This is a genomic window from Bradyrhizobium sp. 1200_D9_N1_1 (assembly GCF_052075915.1).
Classification (GTDB): Bacteria; Pseudomonadota; Alphaproteobacteria; order Rhizobiales; family Xanthobacteraceae; genus Bradyrhizobium; species Bradyrhizobium diazoefficiens.
Genome location: NZ_CP197226.1, coordinates 4,496,468 through 4,514,795, shown reverse-complemented (window position 1 = coordinate 4,514,795; position 18,328 = coordinate 4,496,468). Strand labels below are relative to the sequence as shown.

General features: G+C 65.5%; 14 protein-coding genes. 11 read left to right on the top strand and 3 right to left on the bottom strand.

Annotation, left to right across the window (positions count from 1 at the left end; all coding sequences use genetic code 11):
* Positions 1–88: 88 nt before the first annotated feature.
* A complete protein-coding gene (locus tag AB5K84_RS21745) occupies positions 89–805 on the bottom strand; it encodes a cation transporter (RefSeq protein WP_038966301.1) in 717 nt (238 codons plus the stop codon).
* 233 nt (positions 806–1,038) lie between these two features.
* On the opposite strand from AB5K84_RS21745, the gene AB5K84_RS21740 reads away from it, so the two are divergent.
* The 11 genes from AB5K84_RS21740 to AB5K84_RS21690 all read left to right on the top strand — a co-directional run bounded on the left by AB5K84_RS21740 (position 1,039) and on the right by AB5K84_RS21690 (position 15,206).
* On the top strand, positions 1,039–1,596 hold the full coding sequence (locus tag AB5K84_RS21740) for a sigma-70 family RNA polymerase sigma factor (protein ID WP_028171699.1): 558 nt from the start codon (positions 1,039–1,041) through the stop codon (positions 1,594–1,596).
* The gene (locus AB5K84_RS21735; protein ID WP_011087694.1) at positions 1,593–2,234 is read left to right on the top strand and encodes an NrsF family protein; all 642 of its coding nucleotides are present in this window, start codon (positions 1,593–1,595) and stop codon (positions 2,232–2,234) included. Before AB5K84_RS21740 ends, AB5K84_RS21735 begins: the two co-directional genes overlap by 4 nt.
* Before the next feature lie 485 nt (positions 2,235–2,719).
* Complete coding sequence (locus tag AB5K84_RS21730; protein ID WP_011087695.1) at positions 2,720–3,079, top strand: hypothetical protein; 360 nt, start codon at positions 2,720–2,722, stop codon at positions 3,077–3,079.
* Positions 3,080–3,200: 121 nt separating this feature from the next.
* On the top strand, positions 3,201–3,599 hold the full coding sequence (locus AB5K84_RS21725) for a FixH family protein (RefSeq protein ID WP_028171697.1): 399 nt from the start codon (positions 3,201–3,203) through the stop codon (positions 3,597–3,599).
* A complete protein-coding gene (locus AB5K84_RS21720) occupies positions 3,596–5,032 on the top strand; it encodes an efflux RND transporter periplasmic adaptor subunit (RefSeq protein ID WP_011087697.1) in 1,437 nt (478 codons plus the stop codon). The genes AB5K84_RS21725 and AB5K84_RS21720 overlap by 4 nt, the downstream gene beginning before the upstream one ends.
* Complete coding sequence (locus AB5K84_RS21715) at positions 5,029–8,187, top strand: efflux RND transporter permease subunit (RefSeq protein ID WP_011087698.1); 3,159 nt, start codon at positions 5,029–5,031, stop codon at positions 8,185–8,187. Before AB5K84_RS21720 ends, AB5K84_RS21715 begins: the two co-directional genes overlap by 4 nt.
* A gap of 151 nt (positions 8,188–8,338) precedes the next feature.
* Positions 8,339–8,704, top strand: a complete 366-nt coding sequence (locus tag AB5K84_RS21710; protein ID WP_011087699.1) for a hypothetical protein — start codon at positions 8,339–8,341, stop codon at positions 8,702–8,704.
* Between the two features lie 56 nt (positions 8,705–8,760).
* A complete protein-coding gene (ihpA, locus tag AB5K84_RS21705; protein WP_011087700.1) occupies positions 8,761–10,035 on the top strand; it encodes a divalent metal ion exporter subunit IhpA in 1,275 nt (424 codons plus the stop codon).
* Positions 10,032–11,009: a divalent metal ion exporter adaptor subunit IhpB gene (gene ihpB, locus AB5K84_RS21700; RefSeq protein ID WP_011087701.1), complete on the top strand. Its 978-nt coding sequence runs from the start codon at positions 10,032–10,034 to the stop codon at positions 11,007–11,009. The genes ihpA and ihpB overlap by 4 nt, the downstream gene beginning before the upstream one ends.
* Complete coding sequence (ihpC, locus tag AB5K84_RS21695) at positions 11,002–14,214, top strand: divalent metal ion exporter subunit IhpC (RefSeq protein WP_011087702.1); 3,213 nt, start codon at positions 11,002–11,004, stop codon at positions 14,212–14,214. The genes ihpB and ihpC overlap by 8 nt, the downstream gene beginning before the upstream one ends.
* 2 nt (positions 14,215–14,216) lie before the next feature.
* Positions 14,217–15,206, top strand: a complete 990-nt coding sequence (locus AB5K84_RS21690) for a cation diffusion facilitator family transporter (RefSeq protein WP_038966302.1) — start codon at positions 14,217–14,219, stop codon at positions 15,204–15,206.
* A gap of 51 nt (positions 15,207–15,257) precedes the next feature.
* Here AB5K84_RS21690 and AB5K84_RS21685 read toward each other — a convergent pair whose 3' ends face one another.
* Together AB5K84_RS21685 and AB5K84_RS21680 are read right to left on the bottom strand one after the other, a co-directional pair.
* Complete coding sequence (locus tag AB5K84_RS21685; protein ID WP_038966304.1) at positions 15,258–16,118, bottom strand: class I SAM-dependent methyltransferase; 861 nt, start codon at positions 16,116–16,118, stop codon at positions 15,258–15,260.
* 111 nt (positions 16,119–16,229) lie between these two features.
* Complete coding sequence (locus AB5K84_RS21680; protein ID WP_011087705.1) at positions 16,230–18,185, bottom strand: acyltransferase family protein; 1,956 nt, start codon at positions 18,183–18,185, stop codon at positions 16,230–16,232.
* Positions 18,186–18,328 lie beyond the last annotated feature (143 nt).

The following is an 18,328-nucleotide window of genomic DNA, read 5'->3' as shown; positions in this document are numbered from 1 at the left end:
CGAAGATTGTGAGCACAAAGGCCTTAGCCGGTCAGCCCCGGGCTGGGGCCTTTTCGCGTCTCGATTGCGCCCGGGACCAGCCTGCCCCTCAGGCGGTCGCAGCAGCTTGGCCGCCGCGATACTCCGCCCACGCTTGCCGCAGGATCTGCAAAGATGAGGTGAGGAAAATTCCCGCCATCACGGCGGCAACAGCGAGATCAGGCCATGCCGTTCCGGTACCGAATACGCCAACGGCAGCAATCATCACAATGACGTTGCCGACCGCGTCATTGCGCGAGCAGAGCCATACCGACCGCACGTTGGCGTCGCCGTCCTTGTAGCGCGCGAGCAGGAGAACCGAGGTCAGATTCGCCGCCAGCGCGGCCAGGCTCATCGCTCCCATCAGCTCCGCACGGGGAAGCCCCAGGATCAGGGTCTGATAGACCGTTGATCCGAACACCCAGGCTGCCATCGCGCTGAGCGACACCCCCTTGAACAGTGCGGCGGTGGCCCGTGTCTTGAGGCTCGCGCCGATGACCGAAAGGCTCAAGCCGTAGGTGACTGTATCGGCCAGGAAGTCGAGAGCGTCGGCCTTGAGAGCCTGCGAGCCGGCCAAGTGGCCCGCCACCATTTCGCTCACGAACATCGCCGCGTTGATGGCGATGACGGTCCACAATATGCGCTTGTATCGTGGATCAAGCCCGTCGAAGACCGGAACACCTGCCGAGCAGCAGTCGGCGCAGCCCGACGTGGCGACCTCCTCCACGCGGGGTTTGGCGGCCTTCTCGCAGCACGCGTCGTGTGAGCAGCAGGACTCTTCAGGCACTCCAGGCTCCCTCCGGCGTCCCATTTTACCATGCGCCTGTAACGATGGCGATCTTCCAGGCGCGGTTCCACAATTGCCTCGGCCTCTAGTCCCTACGAACGAAGTCATCCCAATCCGCGTTGCGGACCACTCGATCGACCCCTCGCACCGTTTGCCTTGGAGGAGGAAAATGAGAACCTTGCGAACTGACTGTAACCAAGTCGGCAATACGAGCGAACTATAGCCATGTGGGTATGACGACCACGGAAACCGAGCTCAAGGCACTCATGCTTGCCAGCCAGGATGGCGATGCTGCGGCGCATCGCATGCTGCTTGAGCGGCTGAGCCGCCATTTGCGCGCCTATTACAAGGGCAAGTTCGCGAAAATAGGCCGAGGCGTGGCGGAGGCCGAGGATCTGGTTCAGGAGGCCGTGCTGGCGATCCACCTCCAGCGACACACCTACGATCCGCAGGAGCTGTTAACGCCCTGGGTGCACGCGATCGCGCGCTACAAGCTGATCGATTTTCTCCGCCGAAACCGGGCCTCGGTTACCGACGTGCCGATCGACGAGGCGGGCGACGTCATTGCCAATGACGATAACCTCAGCGCCGAGAGCAGCTTCGATCTCAGGCGGTTGCTCAAACACCTGCCGGAAAAGATGCAATGCGCGATCGAGGCCGTGAAACTCGACGGGCTGAGCGTCGCTGAAGCGGCACAGCGCTGCCACATCTCGGAATCGGGCGTGAAGGTCAATATTCACCGCGGGCTGAAGACCCTGGCGGCGTTGATCGCACAGAGGACGCAAACATGAAGACGGACGAGCTGATCAGCGCGCTCAGCGCGGGTGTCGAACCGGTCAACCGGCGACAGGTCAACCGCAGCGTCGGCACTGCGCTTGTGGTTGGAATGGCCGTTGCAATCGGAGTCACGTTCTTGGCACTCGGTGTCCGCACCGACCTGACCACGCCACGCACCCTGATTTTTCTGTTCCTGAAGATCGCATTCGCGTTCGGCACCACAGGCGCGGCGGCGGTCTATCTGGCACGGCTGGCGCGGCCTGGCGGGGAACGAAGGGTATCCCCGGGCCTCGCCGCACTGCCCTTTGTGGCGATCCTCCTGCTTGCCGGCATCAGCCTTGGGCAGGCGCCGAGCTCGCACTGGGACAGGATGGTGATGGGCGATCAATGGCTCGAATGCCTCATCTCGATTCCGATCATCGCGATTGTCCCGTTTGCCGTCGTCATCTGGGCTGTGCGACAGGCGGCTCCGACCAATCTGGTCCGTACCGGCGCCTTCAGCGGGCTCGTCGCAGGTGGCATGAGCGCGATGGCCTATGCGCTTCACTGCACCGACGACTCGCTGCCCTTCGTCGCGCTCTGGTATGGCGGTACGATCGTGCTGTGCACCCTCGCAGGCGCATTGTTGGGACCCCGGCTGCTGCGCTGGTGAGAGGCTGCACTCACGTCGGCGTGAGCCTGTAACCGACTCGCGGATGGCTCCGAACTCCTCAGAAGAAGCGCAACAGAGGCGCTTCCGCGAAAATCATGGAGCCGGAACTATGTTGACGAAGAGCCTTCTCGCACTCACGCTTCTCTTGGCCGTCTCGGCCAGCGCCCATGCGGGCTCGACCATTTCCGACAGGAGCTATTGGCCGAATGAGGCCAGGCAAACCTCGCAATCCAGAACGTTTGTCCTACCTCAAGGCCCGTATTCCGCGTTGGCCTATGATCGACAAGCGCCTGAGCTGCCCGCCACCGCACCGGCGGGCGGCGCATCCGGATGGCGTTATCAGGGAGGCCCCAAATCCCATTAGGATTGCGCAATAACATGGTACTCCGCGATCGCTCGAAACGGTTAACCACCAGCGCTCCCTGCTCTCACACTTGTGAACCGGGGGACTTTCCAGTGTTGCCACCGTGTGAGAGTGTCGCGCAATGATGGCTTGTCGCATCCTCAGGCTCGTGCTCGCGGTCCTCGTGACCGCGGGGCTGATGGTTGCGCCGCTGGTGACACCAGCAGCGGCGGAGCCTCTGATGGCTAGCGACATGCAGATGACCGGCGCACAGGACATGTCGGCGGACATGCCGTGCTGCCCCGACGAGCAGAACAGCAAGCAATGCCAGGACTGCCCGCTCCTCGCGATCTGCATGCTGAAGGCGTTGCAGGCAGGACGTGTCGTCGCGACCGCCATCCGCTATGCGCGTCCTCTCGCGCTGCTTCGGCCGCTCGATGATGCCATCGGCGACGGCCTCACCCGCCCACCTCCGGATCATCCCCCTCGATCGATCGTCTGACAGGCGCTCCGCCGCCTGGTGAACATGCGTGCCGCAATCGGCGCGCATGGCTGCATACCGTCTCGCGACGCGTCACGTCGTTGCGTGCGACTCCATCAGACCCGTCGAGGAAATTGAAATCATGACAACGTCCCACGTCGCGCGCGCCGCCATGGCCGCGCTGATCGCCACCGCGTTTGCGACCTCCGCACGCGCCGAAATCAAGAACTATGAATTCCAGCTCATGCAGCCGACCGTCAAGGCCGGCGCCGATCGCATCGTGACGGTACGGCTGGTCAACAAGACCTCCGGCAAGACCGTGCCGGATGCCGTGGTCTTCGCCAGCCGGCTCGACATGGCGCCCGACGGCATGCAGGAGATGGCCACCAAGGTCACGCCGATGCCGGGCACCGAGCCCGGCACCTACCGTTTCAAGGCCACCTTCGGCATGGCCGGGCGCTGGCAGCTCTCGCTTGGCGCCAAGGTGCAGGGCGAAAGCGGCACGGTCGAAAACAAGCTCGTCGTCACGGCCGAGCAATGAGCAAGAGCCGCCTCATCGGCACTACCGCTGCGCTTGTCGCAGCGGTAGGCGCCGCGCTGTTTGCCGGCAGCTTTTTGCCGGCGAATGGCGATCCGATTTTGTCCGCAGCGAATGCGGCGGATACGGCCGCCCCGCTCTATTATCAGGATCCGGACGGCAAGCCGCTCTATTCGCCGACGCCGAAGAAGACCGAGGACGGCCGCGACTACGTCGCCGTACCGGCGCCGTCCGATGCCGACGAGCCTAAAGGCGAGCACAAGGCCGATCGCAAGATCAAATATTACCGCAACCCGATGGGCCTGCCCGACACCTCACCAGTGCCGAAGAAGGATTCGATGGGGATGGATTACATCGCCGTCTATGACGGCGACGACAGCGACGACGGTTCGGTCAAGCTGTCGCCCGGCAAAATCCAGCGCAGCGGCGTCAAATCGGAGCCTGCCGAACTACGGCGGCTGCGGACGCTGGTGCGCGCGCCCGGCACTATCCAGCTCGACGAACGCCGGATCTCGGTCATCGCCATGCGCGCCGAGAGTTTTGTGCAGAAGGTTGCCGACGTCACCACCGGAAGCCGCGTGACCAAGGGGCAGTCGCTGATGGAGATCTACAGTCCGGCCGTATCGTCCGCAGCGGCCGAATATCTCGCGACCATCACCTCGAAGACGACCGCGGGCATCGAACCCTACGGCCGGGGCTCGCGGCAGCGGCTGGTCAATCTCGATGTCCCCGAACCCGTCATCGCCGAGATGGAGAAGAGCCATGCGGTGCCGATCACCATCCAATGGTCGTCGCCGCGTGACGGCATCGTGCTCCAGCGCAACGCCATCGACGGCATGCGCGCCCAGCCCGGCGACATCCTGTTTCGCATCGCCGATATCTCGCTGGTGTGGGCCAATGTCGACGTCGCCGAGCGCGACCTCGGCGGCATTGCCGTCGGCCAGCCCGTGACGGTGCGGGCGCGCAGCTATCCCGGTCGGGATTTTGGCGGCCGGATCAGCGTCATCTATCCGCAGCTGAACAAGGAAACGCGCACAGCGCGGATACGGATCGAACTCGCCAACGACGATCTCGCGCTGCTTCCCGACATGTATGTCGATGCCGCGATCGATACCGGCAATCCGGCGCCGGTGCTCAGCGTGGCCGAAAGCGCGGTGCTCGACACCGGCAGCCGGCAGGCCGTCCTGGTCGACAAGGGACAGGGCCGCTTCGAGCCGCGCGAGGTCAAGCTCGGGCGGCGGGGCGACGGCTATGTCGAGATCCGCGACGGGCTTGCCGAGGGCGACGTCATCGTCACCTCCGCCAACTTCCTGATCGATGCCGAGAGCAACCTCAAGGCGGCCCTCAAAGGACTCGCCGAAGGCGGCAACGCCCAAGGCACTAACGCGCAAGGCACTGATGCGCACGGCGGCCACGCGATGGGAGGCAAGCCATGATCGCGCGCATCATCGCCTGGTCGGCACGCAACCTGCTGCTGGTCCTGTTCGGCACCGGCTTTGCCGCCGCGGCCGGCCTCTATGCCTTGCTCCATCTGCCGCTGGACGCCATTCCAGACCTCTCCGACACCCAGGTCATCGTCTACACCGAATATCAGGGCCAGGCGCCCCAGGTGATCGAGGATCAGGTCACCTATCCCCTCACCACTGCGATGCTGACGGTGCCAAGGTCGAAGGTGGTGCGCGGCTTCTCCTTCTTCGGCGTCTCCTTCGTCTACGTCATCTTCGAGGACGGTACCGACATCTACTGGGCCCGTTCGCGCGTGCTCGAATTCCTCAACGGCGCCGCGTCGCGGCTGCCCGCCGGCGTCACGCCCACGATCGGGCCCGACGCCACCGGCGTCGGCTGGGTCTACCAATATGCGGTGATGTCCAAGGAATTGAACCTTGCTGAGACGCGGACGATCCAGGACTGGAATCTGAAGTTTGCGCTCGCCAAGGCGGAAGGCGTGGCGGAGATCGCGAGCATCGGCGGCTTCGTGCGGCAATACAACGTCATCCTCGATCCGCAGCGCATGCGCGACCTCGGCATCACCATGCAGAAGATGCGCGATGCCATCCGCGCCAGCAATGCCGACGTCGGCGGCCGCACCGTCGAGCTTTCCGAGTTCGAATATGTCATTCGCGGCAAGGGCTATCTGAAAAGCGTCGACGACATCGGCAACATCGTGCTGAAGACCGACAACGGAACGCCGGTCAAGCTGCGCGACGTCGCCCGCGTCGAGCTCGGACCGGACGAGCGGCGCGGCATCGCCGAGCTCAACGGCGAGGGCGAGGTGGCGAGCGGCATCGTGCTGCAGCGCTTCGGCATGAACGCACTCGACGTAATCGAGGGCGTCAAGAAGCGATTCAGGGAGATCGCAACCAGCCTGCCGAAATCGGTCGAGATCGTTCCGGTCTACGACCGCTCCAACCTGATCAAGGCCGCGATCGAGACGCTCCGGCATACGCTGCTCGAGGAGAGCATCGTGGTGGCGCTGGTCTGCATCGTGTTCCTGCTGCATGTCCGCAGCGCGCTGGTTGCCATCCTGATGCTCCCCGTCGGGGTGCTGATGGCGTTCGGGGCGATGAAGCTGCTCGGGATCGGCTCCAACATCATGAGCCTCGGCGGCATCGCGATCGCGATCGGCGCCATGATCGACGCGGCGATCGTCATGATCGAGAACGCGCACAAGCATCTCGAGCGCGCCGCGCCCGGCCATTCGCGGGTGGCGATCCTGATCGAGGCCGCCGCCGAGGTCGGCCCGGCGCTGTTCTTCAGCCTGCTGATCATCACCGTCTCGTTCATGCCGATCTTCACCCTGGAATCGCAGGAGGGCCGGCTGTTCAGCCCGCTCGCCTTCACCAAGACCTTCGCGATGGCGGCGGCGGCGCTGCTGTCGGTCACGCTGGTGCCGGCGCTGATGGTGATCTTCGTCCGCGGCAGGATCATCCCGGAGCACAAGAACCCGATCAACCGCTTCCTGATCTGGATCTACCGGCCGGTGATATCAGGCGTGCTGCGGGCGCGGATCCCAGTGATCTTGCTCGCACTTGGCGTGCTCGCCGCCTCGATCTGGCCGGCAGGCCGGCTCGGCTCCGAGTTCATGCCGAATCTCAACGAAGGCACCCTGCTCTACATGCCGACGACGCTTCCCGGCATTTCCGTGACCAAGGCGGCCGAGCTGATGCAGACCCAGGACCGCATCATCCGCTCGTTTCCGGAAGTCGCCTCGGTCTACGGCAAGGCCGGTCGTGCGGCAACCGCGACCGATCCGGCGCCGTCGGAGATGTTCGAGACCATCGTCGACCTCAAGCCGAAGGAGCAGTGGCGCGCCGGCGTGACGATCGACAGCCTGATCGCCGAGATGGACAAGGCGCTGCAGTTTCCGGGCGTCTCCAACGCCTGGACCATGCCGATCAAGGCGCGCATCGACATGCTCTCGACCGGCATCCGCACCCCCGTTGGCATCAAGGTCATGGGCACCGATCTCGCCGGGATCGACAAGGTGGCCCGGCAGATCGAGCAGGTGCTCAAGGCGGTGCCCGGCACCTCCTCGGCCTATGCCGAGCGGAGCCTCGGCGGCTACTATCTCGAGATCACGCCGGACCGCGAGGCGCTGTCGCGTTACGGCATCATGGTGCAGGACGTGCAGGACACGATTGCGACCGCGCTCGGCGGCCAGACGGTGACGACGACCGTCGAGGGCCGGCAGCGCTTCACCGTCAACATGCGCTATCCGCGCGACCTGCGCGACAATCCGAAGGCGATCGCCAGCGACATCCTGGTGCCGATGCCGGGCGGCGGCGCCGTCCCGCTCGGCGAGGTCGCAAGCGTCACGCCGGCGCGCGGGCCGACCTCGATCCGGACCGAGAACGGCCAGCTCGCCACCTACATCTATGTCGACATCCGCGACCGTGACCTCGGCGGCTATGTCGCCGATGCGAGGGCTGCGGTGCAGGCGAGCGTCCAGTTCCCATCAGGCTACTATGTGGTCTGGAGCGGGCAATACGAATATCTGGAACGCGCCACCGCGCGGCTGAAGATCGTGGTGCCGGTAACGCTGCTGATCATCTTCCTGCTGCTCTACCTCAACTTCCGCTCGATCACCGAGACCATGATCGTGATGCTCTCCCTGCCCTTCGCCCTCGTCGGTGGCCTGTGGCTGATGTGGTGGCTCGGCTTCAATCTCTCGGTCGCGGTCGCCGTCGGCTTCATCGCGCTCGCGGGCGTGGCGGCCGAGACCGGCGTGGTGATGCTGATCTATCTCAACCACGCCCTTGCCGAGACCGAAGCGCGCTGCGCGCGCGCCGGCCGTGTCCTGACTCGCGACGATCTCGACAAGGCAATCATGGAAGGTGCGGTCGAGCGCGTCCGCCCGAAGATGATGACGGTGGTTGCGATCATGGCCGGCCTGCTGCCGATCATGTGGAGCAGCGGGACGGGATCGGAGATCATGCAGCGGATCGCCGTGCCCATGATCGGCGGCATGATCTCGTCGACGCTGCTGACGCTGATCGTGATCCCCGCAATCTTCGGCCTGGTGAAGGGCTTCGGGCTCCGTACGGGCGATGGGGCTGTCGCGTCGGAGCAAATTCCGGAGGCCGCCGAATGAGCTCGTAATCCCCCGGAATGTTGCGCCCCGGTCGCACTCGCATCATGAGGTGCGGCTGCGACGTTGAGTTCCCCACACGTAACACTATTGCGGGTCGACACTGTTCCCGCTGCCATGCTAGGCCAGCCGAACCGACAGCGAGAGTGAATTCGTGGTCCTGAATCGCCGACCCTTCAGACGGAGCACCACGCGCCATTGGCGCGGGCTCGTGGCTGTGTTCGTCGCGGTCATGTATCTGCTCTCGGGCGCGCTCCACGGGGCCCACGACATCGATGTGACCAGCCCGTCCGGCGGCTCCGAGATCGCGGCGATGCTCGACCACGGCGCGGCCGGCCATGGCGATCATAAGGCGCTTGCCGGCCATCACTGCCACGGCTGCTTCTCCATCGCTGTCGTGCAACCGGTGCAGCCGGAAGCCGCGGCCGATGTAATGGCAGCGCCGGTCCCGCAGCGGCAGCCGGCGCTCGCCGGCATCGCGCCCGATACGGCATCCCCGCCCCCCAAGCACCTGACCTGAACGGATCAGCCGGGCGCCCCATCGCGCCCATCGGTTCTCCTTCACAGGTTCTGTTCATGTTTTGCAGGCGACTGGCTGCGCGCATCGCGTGCGCGCTGGCTATTCTCATCAGCCCACCCCTGGTGCTGACGTCACACGCCCAGACGCTGACCATGCGCGCGGCGCTCTCGCGCGCGCTGGCCGCGAGCCCGCGCCTGACGGCGGCGGAGCGCGACGTCGGCATCGCCACCGGTCAGCGCATCCAGGCCGGCGCGCTCCTCAATCCGGAACTGTCCTATGAACAGGACAATTCATTCGGGTCGGGCATCTATCGCGGCACGAAATCGGCCGAGACCACGCTCCAGATCAGCCAGGCCTTCGAGCTGTTCGGCAAGCGGGACGCCAGGATCGCGGCCGGACAGGCCGGCATCGAGGTCGCCGCGATCCAGCGCAAGGCCGTCAGGCTGGAAGTGCTGTCGGAGACGGCGATCGCCTTCCTCAGCGTACTCGGCGCGCAGCGGCGGATCCAGATCCTGGACGAGCAGATCGCCGCGATCGACCGGCTGACGCCGCTGCTCCGCCGCCGCGTGGAAGCCGGCGCCTCCTCTCCGGCCGAGACCGGCCGCGCCGAGGTCGCCTCCGCCCTGGTGAAGGCCGACCGCGAGCGATTCAAGGCGACGCTGGCAAGCGCCCGGCGCGAGCTCGCGGTGCTGATGGGCGACCGAGCTGCGAAGTTCGGCGAGGTCTCCGGCCGGCTCGACACCACGGGGCGCCCGCCGACGTTCCAGTCGGTGGTCGCCGCCATCGATGCCAATCCGCAATTGGTGCGCTGGACGGCGGTCTTTGCCCAGCGCAATGCCGAACTATTGATGGCGCGGCTCAAGCCCTATCCGGACGTGCGGATCGCGGCCGGCTGGCGCCATTTCAACGAAACCAATGACGATGCGGCGCGCCTCACCGTCTCGGTGCCGATACCCGTGTTCGACCAGAACCAGGGCAACATCCTCTCCGCGCAGGAAAGCCTCGCCAAGACCGGGGCCGAGCGCGAGGCCAACCGCAACACGCTGATCGTGATTGCCGGCCGTGCCTATGACTCGCTCCAGGGCTCGCTGCGCGAGCTCGCGGTGCTGCGCGAGACCGCCATCCCCAAGGCCACCGAGGCCTCGGAGGCGATCTCGCAAGGCTACGGCCAGGGCCGCTTCACCCTGCTCGAAGTGCTCGATGCGCAAGCGAGCGTCACCCAGGCGCGACTGCGCGAGCAGGAGGCGCTGCAGAACTTCCACGCCGGCGTCGCCACCATCGAAGGCCTCGTCGGCAATCCCTTTGCGCTGGCCCGGGAGAGCGCGCGATGAAGACATCCTCCACCATCCTCGTCGCGATCGTGACCGCAGCGCTCGGTGCCTACGGCTACGCCATGCTTGCAGCGCCCAAGGTCGCACCCGCGGAGCATGTCGAGCGTTCCGAACAGAAGAAGCCGAACGACCATGTCGAGCAGGACGAGCACGGCGCCGACCGCATCCGCATCTCCGACGTCAAGCTCGCGGCCGCCGGCGTGACGCTGGCGGAAGCCGCGGGCGCCACGCTGACCGACACGCTGGCCTTCAACGGCATCCTGCGCGCCAATCAGGAAGCCGTGGTGCAGGTGACGCCGCGCTTTCCGGGCGTCGCCAAGTCGATCCAGAAGCGCATCGGCGACAAGGTCGCCAGGGACGATCTGCTCGCCGCGATCGAGAGCAACCAGAGCCTCACGGTCTACGAGCTCAAGGCGCCGATCGCCGGCACCATCATCGAGCGGCAGATCTCGCTCGGCGAATACGCCTCCGAGCAGAAACCGGCCTTCGTCGTCGCCGACCTCTCCAGCATCTGGGTCGACCTGTCGATCTACCGGCAGGACCTCCGGCGCGTCCGCCTCAACGACGAGGTGCTGATCGACCCCGACGACGGCCGCGGCGAGATCAAGGGCGCGATCTCCTACATGGCGCCGATCGGCTCGAGCGAGACCCAGACCGCGCTGGCGCGCGTGGTGCTGCCAAATCCCGACGGCCGGCTCCGCCCCGGCCTGTTCGTCACGGCGCGGCTGATCCTCGCCGCACGCAACGTCGCAGTTGCCGTGCGGCGAAGTGCGATCCAGACGCTGGAGAACAAAACCATCGTGTTCGTCCGCGAGGACGGCGACAAAATCGAGGCACGTCCGGTCGAGCTCGGCGACTCCGATCCGAAATTCGTTGAGATCCGCGCAGGCCTTTTGGCCGGCGAGCGCTACGTCGCCGAGAACAGTTTTGTGGTCAAGGCGGAGATGGGCAAGGGAGACGCCGACCATGATTGACGCCCTCCTCGCCTTCTCCATTCGTCAACGATGGCTCGTGGTTCTGTTCGCGCTCGTCGCCGGCGGCTTCGGCGCCTGGAATTTCACCCGCCTGCCGATCGACGCGGTGCCCGACGTCACCAACGTCCAGGTCCAGATCAACACGCGCGCGCCGGGCCTGTCGCCGCTCGAAGCGGAGCAGCGCATCACCTTCCCGATCGAGACCGCGATGGGCGGCCTGCCCAGGCTCGACTACACCCGCTCGATCTCGCGCTACGGCCTGAGCCAGGTCACCGTCGTGTTCCAGGACGGCACCAACATCTATTTCGCGCGCCAGCTCGTCAACGAGCGCATCCAGCAGGCAAAGGACCTGCTGCCTGCAGGCACCGAGGTCGCAATGGGGCCGATCTCGACCGGGCTCGGCGAGATCTATGTCTACTCGGTCGAGGCCAAGGCCGGCGCGAAGTCACCGACCGGCGCCGAGTTCACGCCGACGGAACTGCGCACCATCCAGGACTGGATCATCAAGCCGCAACTGCGCACCATCCCCGGCGTGATCGAGGTCAACTCGATCGGCGGCTATGAGCGGCAATTCCACGTACTGCCGATCCCCGGCCGGCTGATGGCCTACAAGCTCGGCTTCCGCGACATCATGACGGCGCTGGCCGCCAACAACGCCAATGTCGGCGCCGGCTATATCGAGCGCAACGGCGAGCAATATCTCGTCCGCGCACCCGGCCAGGTCGCCAATATCGAGGACATCAGGGACATCGTGATCGGCTCGCGCGGCGGCGTGCCGGTGCGCATCCGCGACGTCGCCGACGTCCAGGAAGGCCAGGACCTGCGCTCGGGCGCCGCGACCACCAACGGCAACGAAACCGTCCTCGGCACCGCCATGCTGCTGATCGGCGAGAACAGCCGCACCGTGGCCCAGCGCGTCAAGGCGAGGCTCACGGAGATCGCGAAATCGCTTCCCGACGGCGTGATCGCGCGCGCCGTCTACGACCGCACGCATCTGGTGGAAGCGACCATCCAGACCGTCGAGAAGAACCTCGTCGAAGGCGCGGCGCTAGTGATCGCAGTGCTGTTCCTGATCCTCGGCAACATCCGCGCCGCACTGATCACGGCCTGCGTCATCCCGCTGTCGATGCTGTTCACGATATCAGGCATGGTCGAGAGCAAGGTCAGCGCCAATCTGATGAGCCTCGGCGCAATCGACTTCGGCATCATCGTCGACGGCGCGGTCATCATCGTCGAAAACTGCCTGCGGCTGCTCGCTGCCGAGCAGCACCGGCGCGGCCGGCTGCTGTCGCTCGAGGAACGGATGGAGACGATCCGCGCCGGCAGCAGCGAGGTCATCAAGCCGAGCCTGTTCGGCACGCTCATCATCGCCGTGGTCTACCTGCCGGTCCTGACCCTGACGGGGACCGAAGGCAAGATGTTCACGCCGATGGCCCTGACCGTGCTGATGGCGCTCGCGGGCGCGGCGCTGTTGTCGATCACCTTCGTCCCGGCCGCGGTGGCGATCTTCGTCACCGGCAGGGTCTCGGAGACGGAAAACCTCTTCATGCGGACCGCCAAGCGGTTCTATGTGCCGCTGCTCGACCGCGCCATCCGCTACCGCGGCAGCGTCGCGTTTGGCGCCGTCCTGATCGTCGCCGGCAGCGTCTTCGCCGCGACACGCATGGGCGGCGAATTCATCCCGAGCCTCGACGAGGGCGACATCACCATCGAGACCATCCGGATTCCCGGCACCAGCCTGACCCAGAGCGTCGACATGCAGATTCGGCTGGAGAAGGCGGTCAAGCAAGTGCCGGAGGTCGCGACCATCTTCTCCAAGGTCGGTACCGCCGAGATCGCCAACGACCCGATGCCGCCGAACGCCGCCGACACCTATGTCACGCTCAAGCCGCGCGAGGAATGGCCCGATCCCGCCAAGCCGAAGAACGAGGTGATCGAGGAGATCGAACGCGCCGCCAACACCCTGCCCGGCACCGCCTATGGCATGACCCAGCCGATCCAGATGCGCTTCAACGAGCTCATCGCCGGCATCCGCAGCGACGTCGGCGTCAAGATTTTCGGCGACGATCTCGACGTGCTCGCCGGCATCGCCCAGCAGGTCAACGGCGTGGTCCGCGGCATCGAGGGCGCCGCCGACGTCAAGACCGAGCAGGTCGCGGGCCTGCCGATCCTCACCGTCAAGCTCGATCGCCAGGCGCTGTCGCGCTATGGCCTCAGCCTCAGCGAGGTGCAGAACCTCGTCGAGATCGCGATCGGCGGAAAGCCGGTCGGCAAGCTGTTCGAAGGCGATCGCCGCTTCGACATCGTGGTCCGGCTGCCGGAAAGCCTGCGTGCCGACCCGGACACGATCAAGTCGCTGCCGATCCCGCTGCCGCCGGGCGAAGACGTCGCGGCCGTCACGAAGACCGCCTGGCCGGGGACATCGGGAACGACGCCGCGCTACGTGCCCCTCTCTTCCGTTGCGGCAATCGAGATCGCGCCGGGTCCCAACCAGATCAGCCGCGAGAACGGCAAGCGCCGCGTCGTGGTGATGGCCAACGTTCGCGGGCGCGATTTGCGCTCCTTCGTCGCCGAGACGCAAGCCGCCGTCGCGGAGAAGGTCAAGCTGCCGCCGGGCTACTGGATCGGCTGGGGCGGGCAGTTCGAGCAGCTGGTCTCGGCCACCAAGCGGCTGACCATCGTGGTGCCGGTGGCGCTGCTGCTGGTGTTCCTGCTGCTGTTCATGGGCATGGGATCGGCGGCGGATGCGGCGCTCGTGTTCTCCGGCGTGCCGCTGGCTCTGACGGGCGGCGTCGCGGCGCTCTTGCTGCGCGGCATCCCGCTGTCCATCAGCGCCGGCGTCGGCTTCATCGCGTTGTCGGGCGTCGCCGTGCTCAACGGCCTCGTCATCATCGCCTTCATCGAGCGGCTGCGCAGCGAGGGACGATCCGTTGCGGAGGCCGTGCGGGAGGGCGCGCTGACCCGGCTGCGCCCGGTGCTGATGACCGCGCTGGTCGCCTCGCTCGGCTTCGTGCCGATGGCGCTCGCCACCGGCGCCGGCGCCGAGGTGCAGCGGCCGCTCGCAACCGTGGTGATTGGCGGCATCATCTCCTCGACCGTGCTGACGCTCCTGGTGCTACCGGCGCTCTACATGCTGTTCCGGCGTGACGTGGCAAGCGAAACGCCTAGAATGGCGACTGATTTGGCGGCGTCCAGGGAGGTCTAGGTTTGGGCAGCCACGACCACGGCCATCACCATCATGACCATGCAGGTCACGGGCATGATCACGACCACGGTCATGATCATGGCCATGGTCGTGGTCTTGGCCACGCGCATGTCCATGCGCCCGCCAGTTTCGGCAAGGCCTTCGCGATCGGCATTTCGCTCAACACTGCGCTGGTCGTGGCCGAGGCGGTCTATGGCTATATCGGCAACTCCACCGCCCTGCTCGCGGACGCCGGCCACAATCTCTCCGACGTGCTCGGCCTGGTCGTGGCGTGGGGCGCCGCAATCGCGGCGCGGCGCGCGCCGAGCGGACGCTTCACCTACGGCCTGCGTGCCTCGACCATCCTGGCGGCACTGGCCAATGCCGTGTTCCTGCTGGTCGCGACCGGCGCGATCGGCTGGGAGGCGATTTTACGCCTGCGCGAGCCGGAGCCGGTCGCGGGGGTGACCGTGATGGTGGTCGCCGGCATCGGCATCCTCGTCAACGGTTTCACCGCCATGCTGTTCGCGAGCGGTCGCAAGGACGACATCAACATCGAGGGCGCCTATCTGCACATGGCCGCCGACGCCGCCGTCTCGCTCGGCGTCGTCGTCTCGGCGGCGCTGATCATCTGGACCGGCTGGCTTTGGCTCGACCCCGTCACCAGCCTCGTCATCTGCGCCGCCATTCTCTGGAGCACGACCAGCCTGCTCCGCGGCTCCATCGACATGTCGATGGCGGCCGCCCCCAAGGGCACCGACCTCGCCGCGATCAGGGCGCTCCTGCTGGCGCGCCCGGGTGTGTCCGCGATCCACGATCTGCACGTCTGGCCGATCTCGACCACCGAGACGGCGCTGACCTGCCATCTCGTCATGCCCGCAGGTAGCGGCGATGCGTTCCTGATGGAGACCGCGCAGATGCTGAAGGCGTCCTTCCGCATCGGCCACACCACGCTTCAGGTCGAGACGCATCCGGATAATGGCTGTGCGCTGGCGCCGGATGACGTGGTGTGAAGAGGCATTTGCTCAGCTTCAACTGCGCACAACGGCGTCGAGCAGCGAGCGCTACGACGCCTTCGCCGTCACGATCCAGATCGCGCCCTGAAGTGCCACCGACTGTCCCTTCAAAAACGGCGCGAGCATTTCGCGGATCGAGGCCTTAGCGGCCTCATACGTCTCCGGCGGATGCCCTTGCAGCGCACGGCTGGCCGGGCCGATCTGGAGCGCGCCGTCGACGGCGGCCTCGAGTCCACCGCCGATGGCGATATCCATCGCGAGATTGTGCGGCTCCATCGCCACATCGACGAAGCCCGCCCCTTTCAGGATGCGCATCACGCGCTCTTCGGATGCGAAGGCGAACGGGCCCGGCTCCTCCGGCCCGACCGGCGGCATTTTGGGCACGTGCTTGTAGACCGCCATCAGCGGCGCCATCATCCACGGGTTCTCCTTCGGCTCACGCCAACAGGCGAAGGCGAGCCGCCCGGACGGCTTCAGCGCGCGACGAAGGTTGGTGAAGGACGCAATGGGATCGGCGAAGAACATCACGCCGAAGCGCGAGGCCAGGAGGTCAAAGCTCGCCGGCTCGAACGGATGTACCGTCGCATCCGCCAGCACGAAATCGAGCGGCAGGCCCTTTGGCGCCAGCGCACGCGCCTGCGACAACATGGGGTCGGAGACATCGAGGCCGAGCGCGAAGCCGTTTGGCGCCACCGCCTTCGCAAATGCCACCGTCGTTGCGCCGGAGCCGCAGCCGACGTCGATCACGCGCTCGCCCGGCTTCGGCCCGGCGCGATCGATCAGGACATCCGCGATCGGCCCGAGCAACCTCTCCTGCACCGCATGTCGATCGGCCCAGCGTTGCCCGCTGGGGCCGTTCCAATAGGCGATCTGGTCGACATTCTGCTCGTGTCCGCTGGGTTGCTGCATCGGGACCTCATCGCGCACTCACGCGCCGTTCAGCCCATATCACGAACCGAAGTTGCGGCCCATTCAAATTGAAGGTCGGACGGGCACCGCTTGGATGCTTGTGCCTGGAGCCTACGAATTCGGCCAGGGCAGTTGGGCCTTGAGCTTCTCGCCAAGCAACTCCTCGCCGCAGGCGCTCAGATGATCGGGATCGCTGAACGTCAGACAATCGCCGGTCAGCAGGAAATACTGATCGACCTTGAGCACGTCGTAGAATGACAGATACTTGAAGGTCTGTGGCCCTTCGGCGACTTCCTTGGCAATCTCGGCGTCCAGCGCCTTGAAATGATGGAGCGAGACGGGATTCATCCTGAACGCGTCCCTTGCGATTGACGGCGGATCGCGGAAGTTGACCCGTGCTTCGACAAAGGGACCGAGCCACACGATCTTCGCCAGCGGCGCGATCGTCCGCAGATAGTTGATCGTGAAGGCGACCTTCTCGTAATTGATGAGATATCCCGTCTTCCACTCGAACAGGTGGTGGTTTTCCGAATTGCCTTCCAGGTCGGTCAGAAGGTGAGCTCCCGACACGTTGAAGACGATCCCGCGCACGGAAGCTCCGTTGCGCTCGAGGAAGCCCTTGAGCCTGGAATACGGACAGGCATCGCTGTCGTTCCACGCACGGCAGCCTTCGTCGACCAGACCGACGACGAACTCGCCGGGGCTCGCCTTGGCCACCGCATTGTAGACGTTCTCGCCGTGGGAATCGCCGACGACCATGGTTGCCGGGCCAAACTTCTCGGCACAGGATCGAAACCGCGCCTCGAACGCCTCGTCCGGACGGGGAGACCAGAACTGGCAGCCACGGTCGATCAGCCGGGCCTTGATATCGCGCAAGCCATATTGCTTGATGAGCGCATAGGCCCGCTGGGTCGCCATGTCGTTGCGGGCGAGATAGCTGTTCTCGAGCCCGCCGGTGAAGATGCCGACCAGGCCGAGGCCGGCCAGTCCCGCGGAGGCAGCACCGCAATAGGCGAACACCTCGTTCCGGGTGAGCCGCTTGCGGTCGCGCGCCGGGCGCTCGACCAGCACGTAGGTCAGGTAGGCCAGGAGCAGCGCAATCGCCGAAAGGCCGATGAAGACCGGGATATTGGCCTCATAGATCGCGCCGAGCCGCGCAAACGCAAACACGGGCTGATGCCAGAGATAGGCGCTGTAGCTGATCAGGCCGATGCCAACGAGGCCGCGCGTCGCAACGATGCGGCCCGATAGCGTATCGGGTCGCAGGAACACGATCGCCAGCGCCGTGCCGAGTGTCGGCGGCAACGTGTAAACGCCGGGATAGGGAATGTTGTGATAGGTGAAGATCGGAATCGCGATCAATGCAAGACCGAGCAACGCAAGCGGCTCGGCGAGCCGGCGCGGCAGGCGCCGCGCTTCGGTCTCGATGCGGCACAGCGGCAGCAGCGCACCGATCAAAAGCTCCCAATACCTTGCCGGCAGGAGGTAGAAGGTCGCTGCCGTCGCGTGACGCGATCCCCAAACAGCGAGAGCGAAGCTCAGTACAGCGGTCGCGACAAACAACGCGATGGCGTGACGTCGACCGAGCTTGAGCAACAAGAACAGCGCGATCGGAAAGACCAGATAGAACTGCTCTTCGACCGCAAGGCTCCAAGTATGGACGAGTGGCTTGAGCTCGGTCGGCCCGTCGAAATATCCGCTTTGCGACCAGAAGAAGAAGTTCGAAACGAAACCGCAGACCGAGAGCAGGCTCCTGGCGAACTCCTCGAGATCGCGCGGGCTCAGCGAATAGATGGCGAACGGAATGCTCGCAAGGCAGACCAGGAACAAGGGCGGCAGAATGCGCCGGGCGCGCCGCTCGTAGAAGCCGACGAAGCTGAAGCCGCCATTTTCATATTCGTCGAGGATGATCGACGTGATCAGATAGCCGCTGATCACGAAGAAGACGTCGACTCCGACAAAGCCGCCCGAGAATCCGGGAACCCCGGCATGATAGAGAATGACAGGCAGGACCGCGATCGCTCGCAGGCCGTCGATCTCCGGTCGGTAGGGCAGCTTGGTCGGCATATGGCCGGCGTCGGATCCAGGTGGTGCTTGGCAGGGCAGCCGCTCTACGCGTCCCAGTTCGGGCCGATATGCCCGACGCGAAGACCGGCCGCAAGCACAAGATGCAGCCGGAACCGATGGCCGTCGGCTCGGTGCTGCCCGCT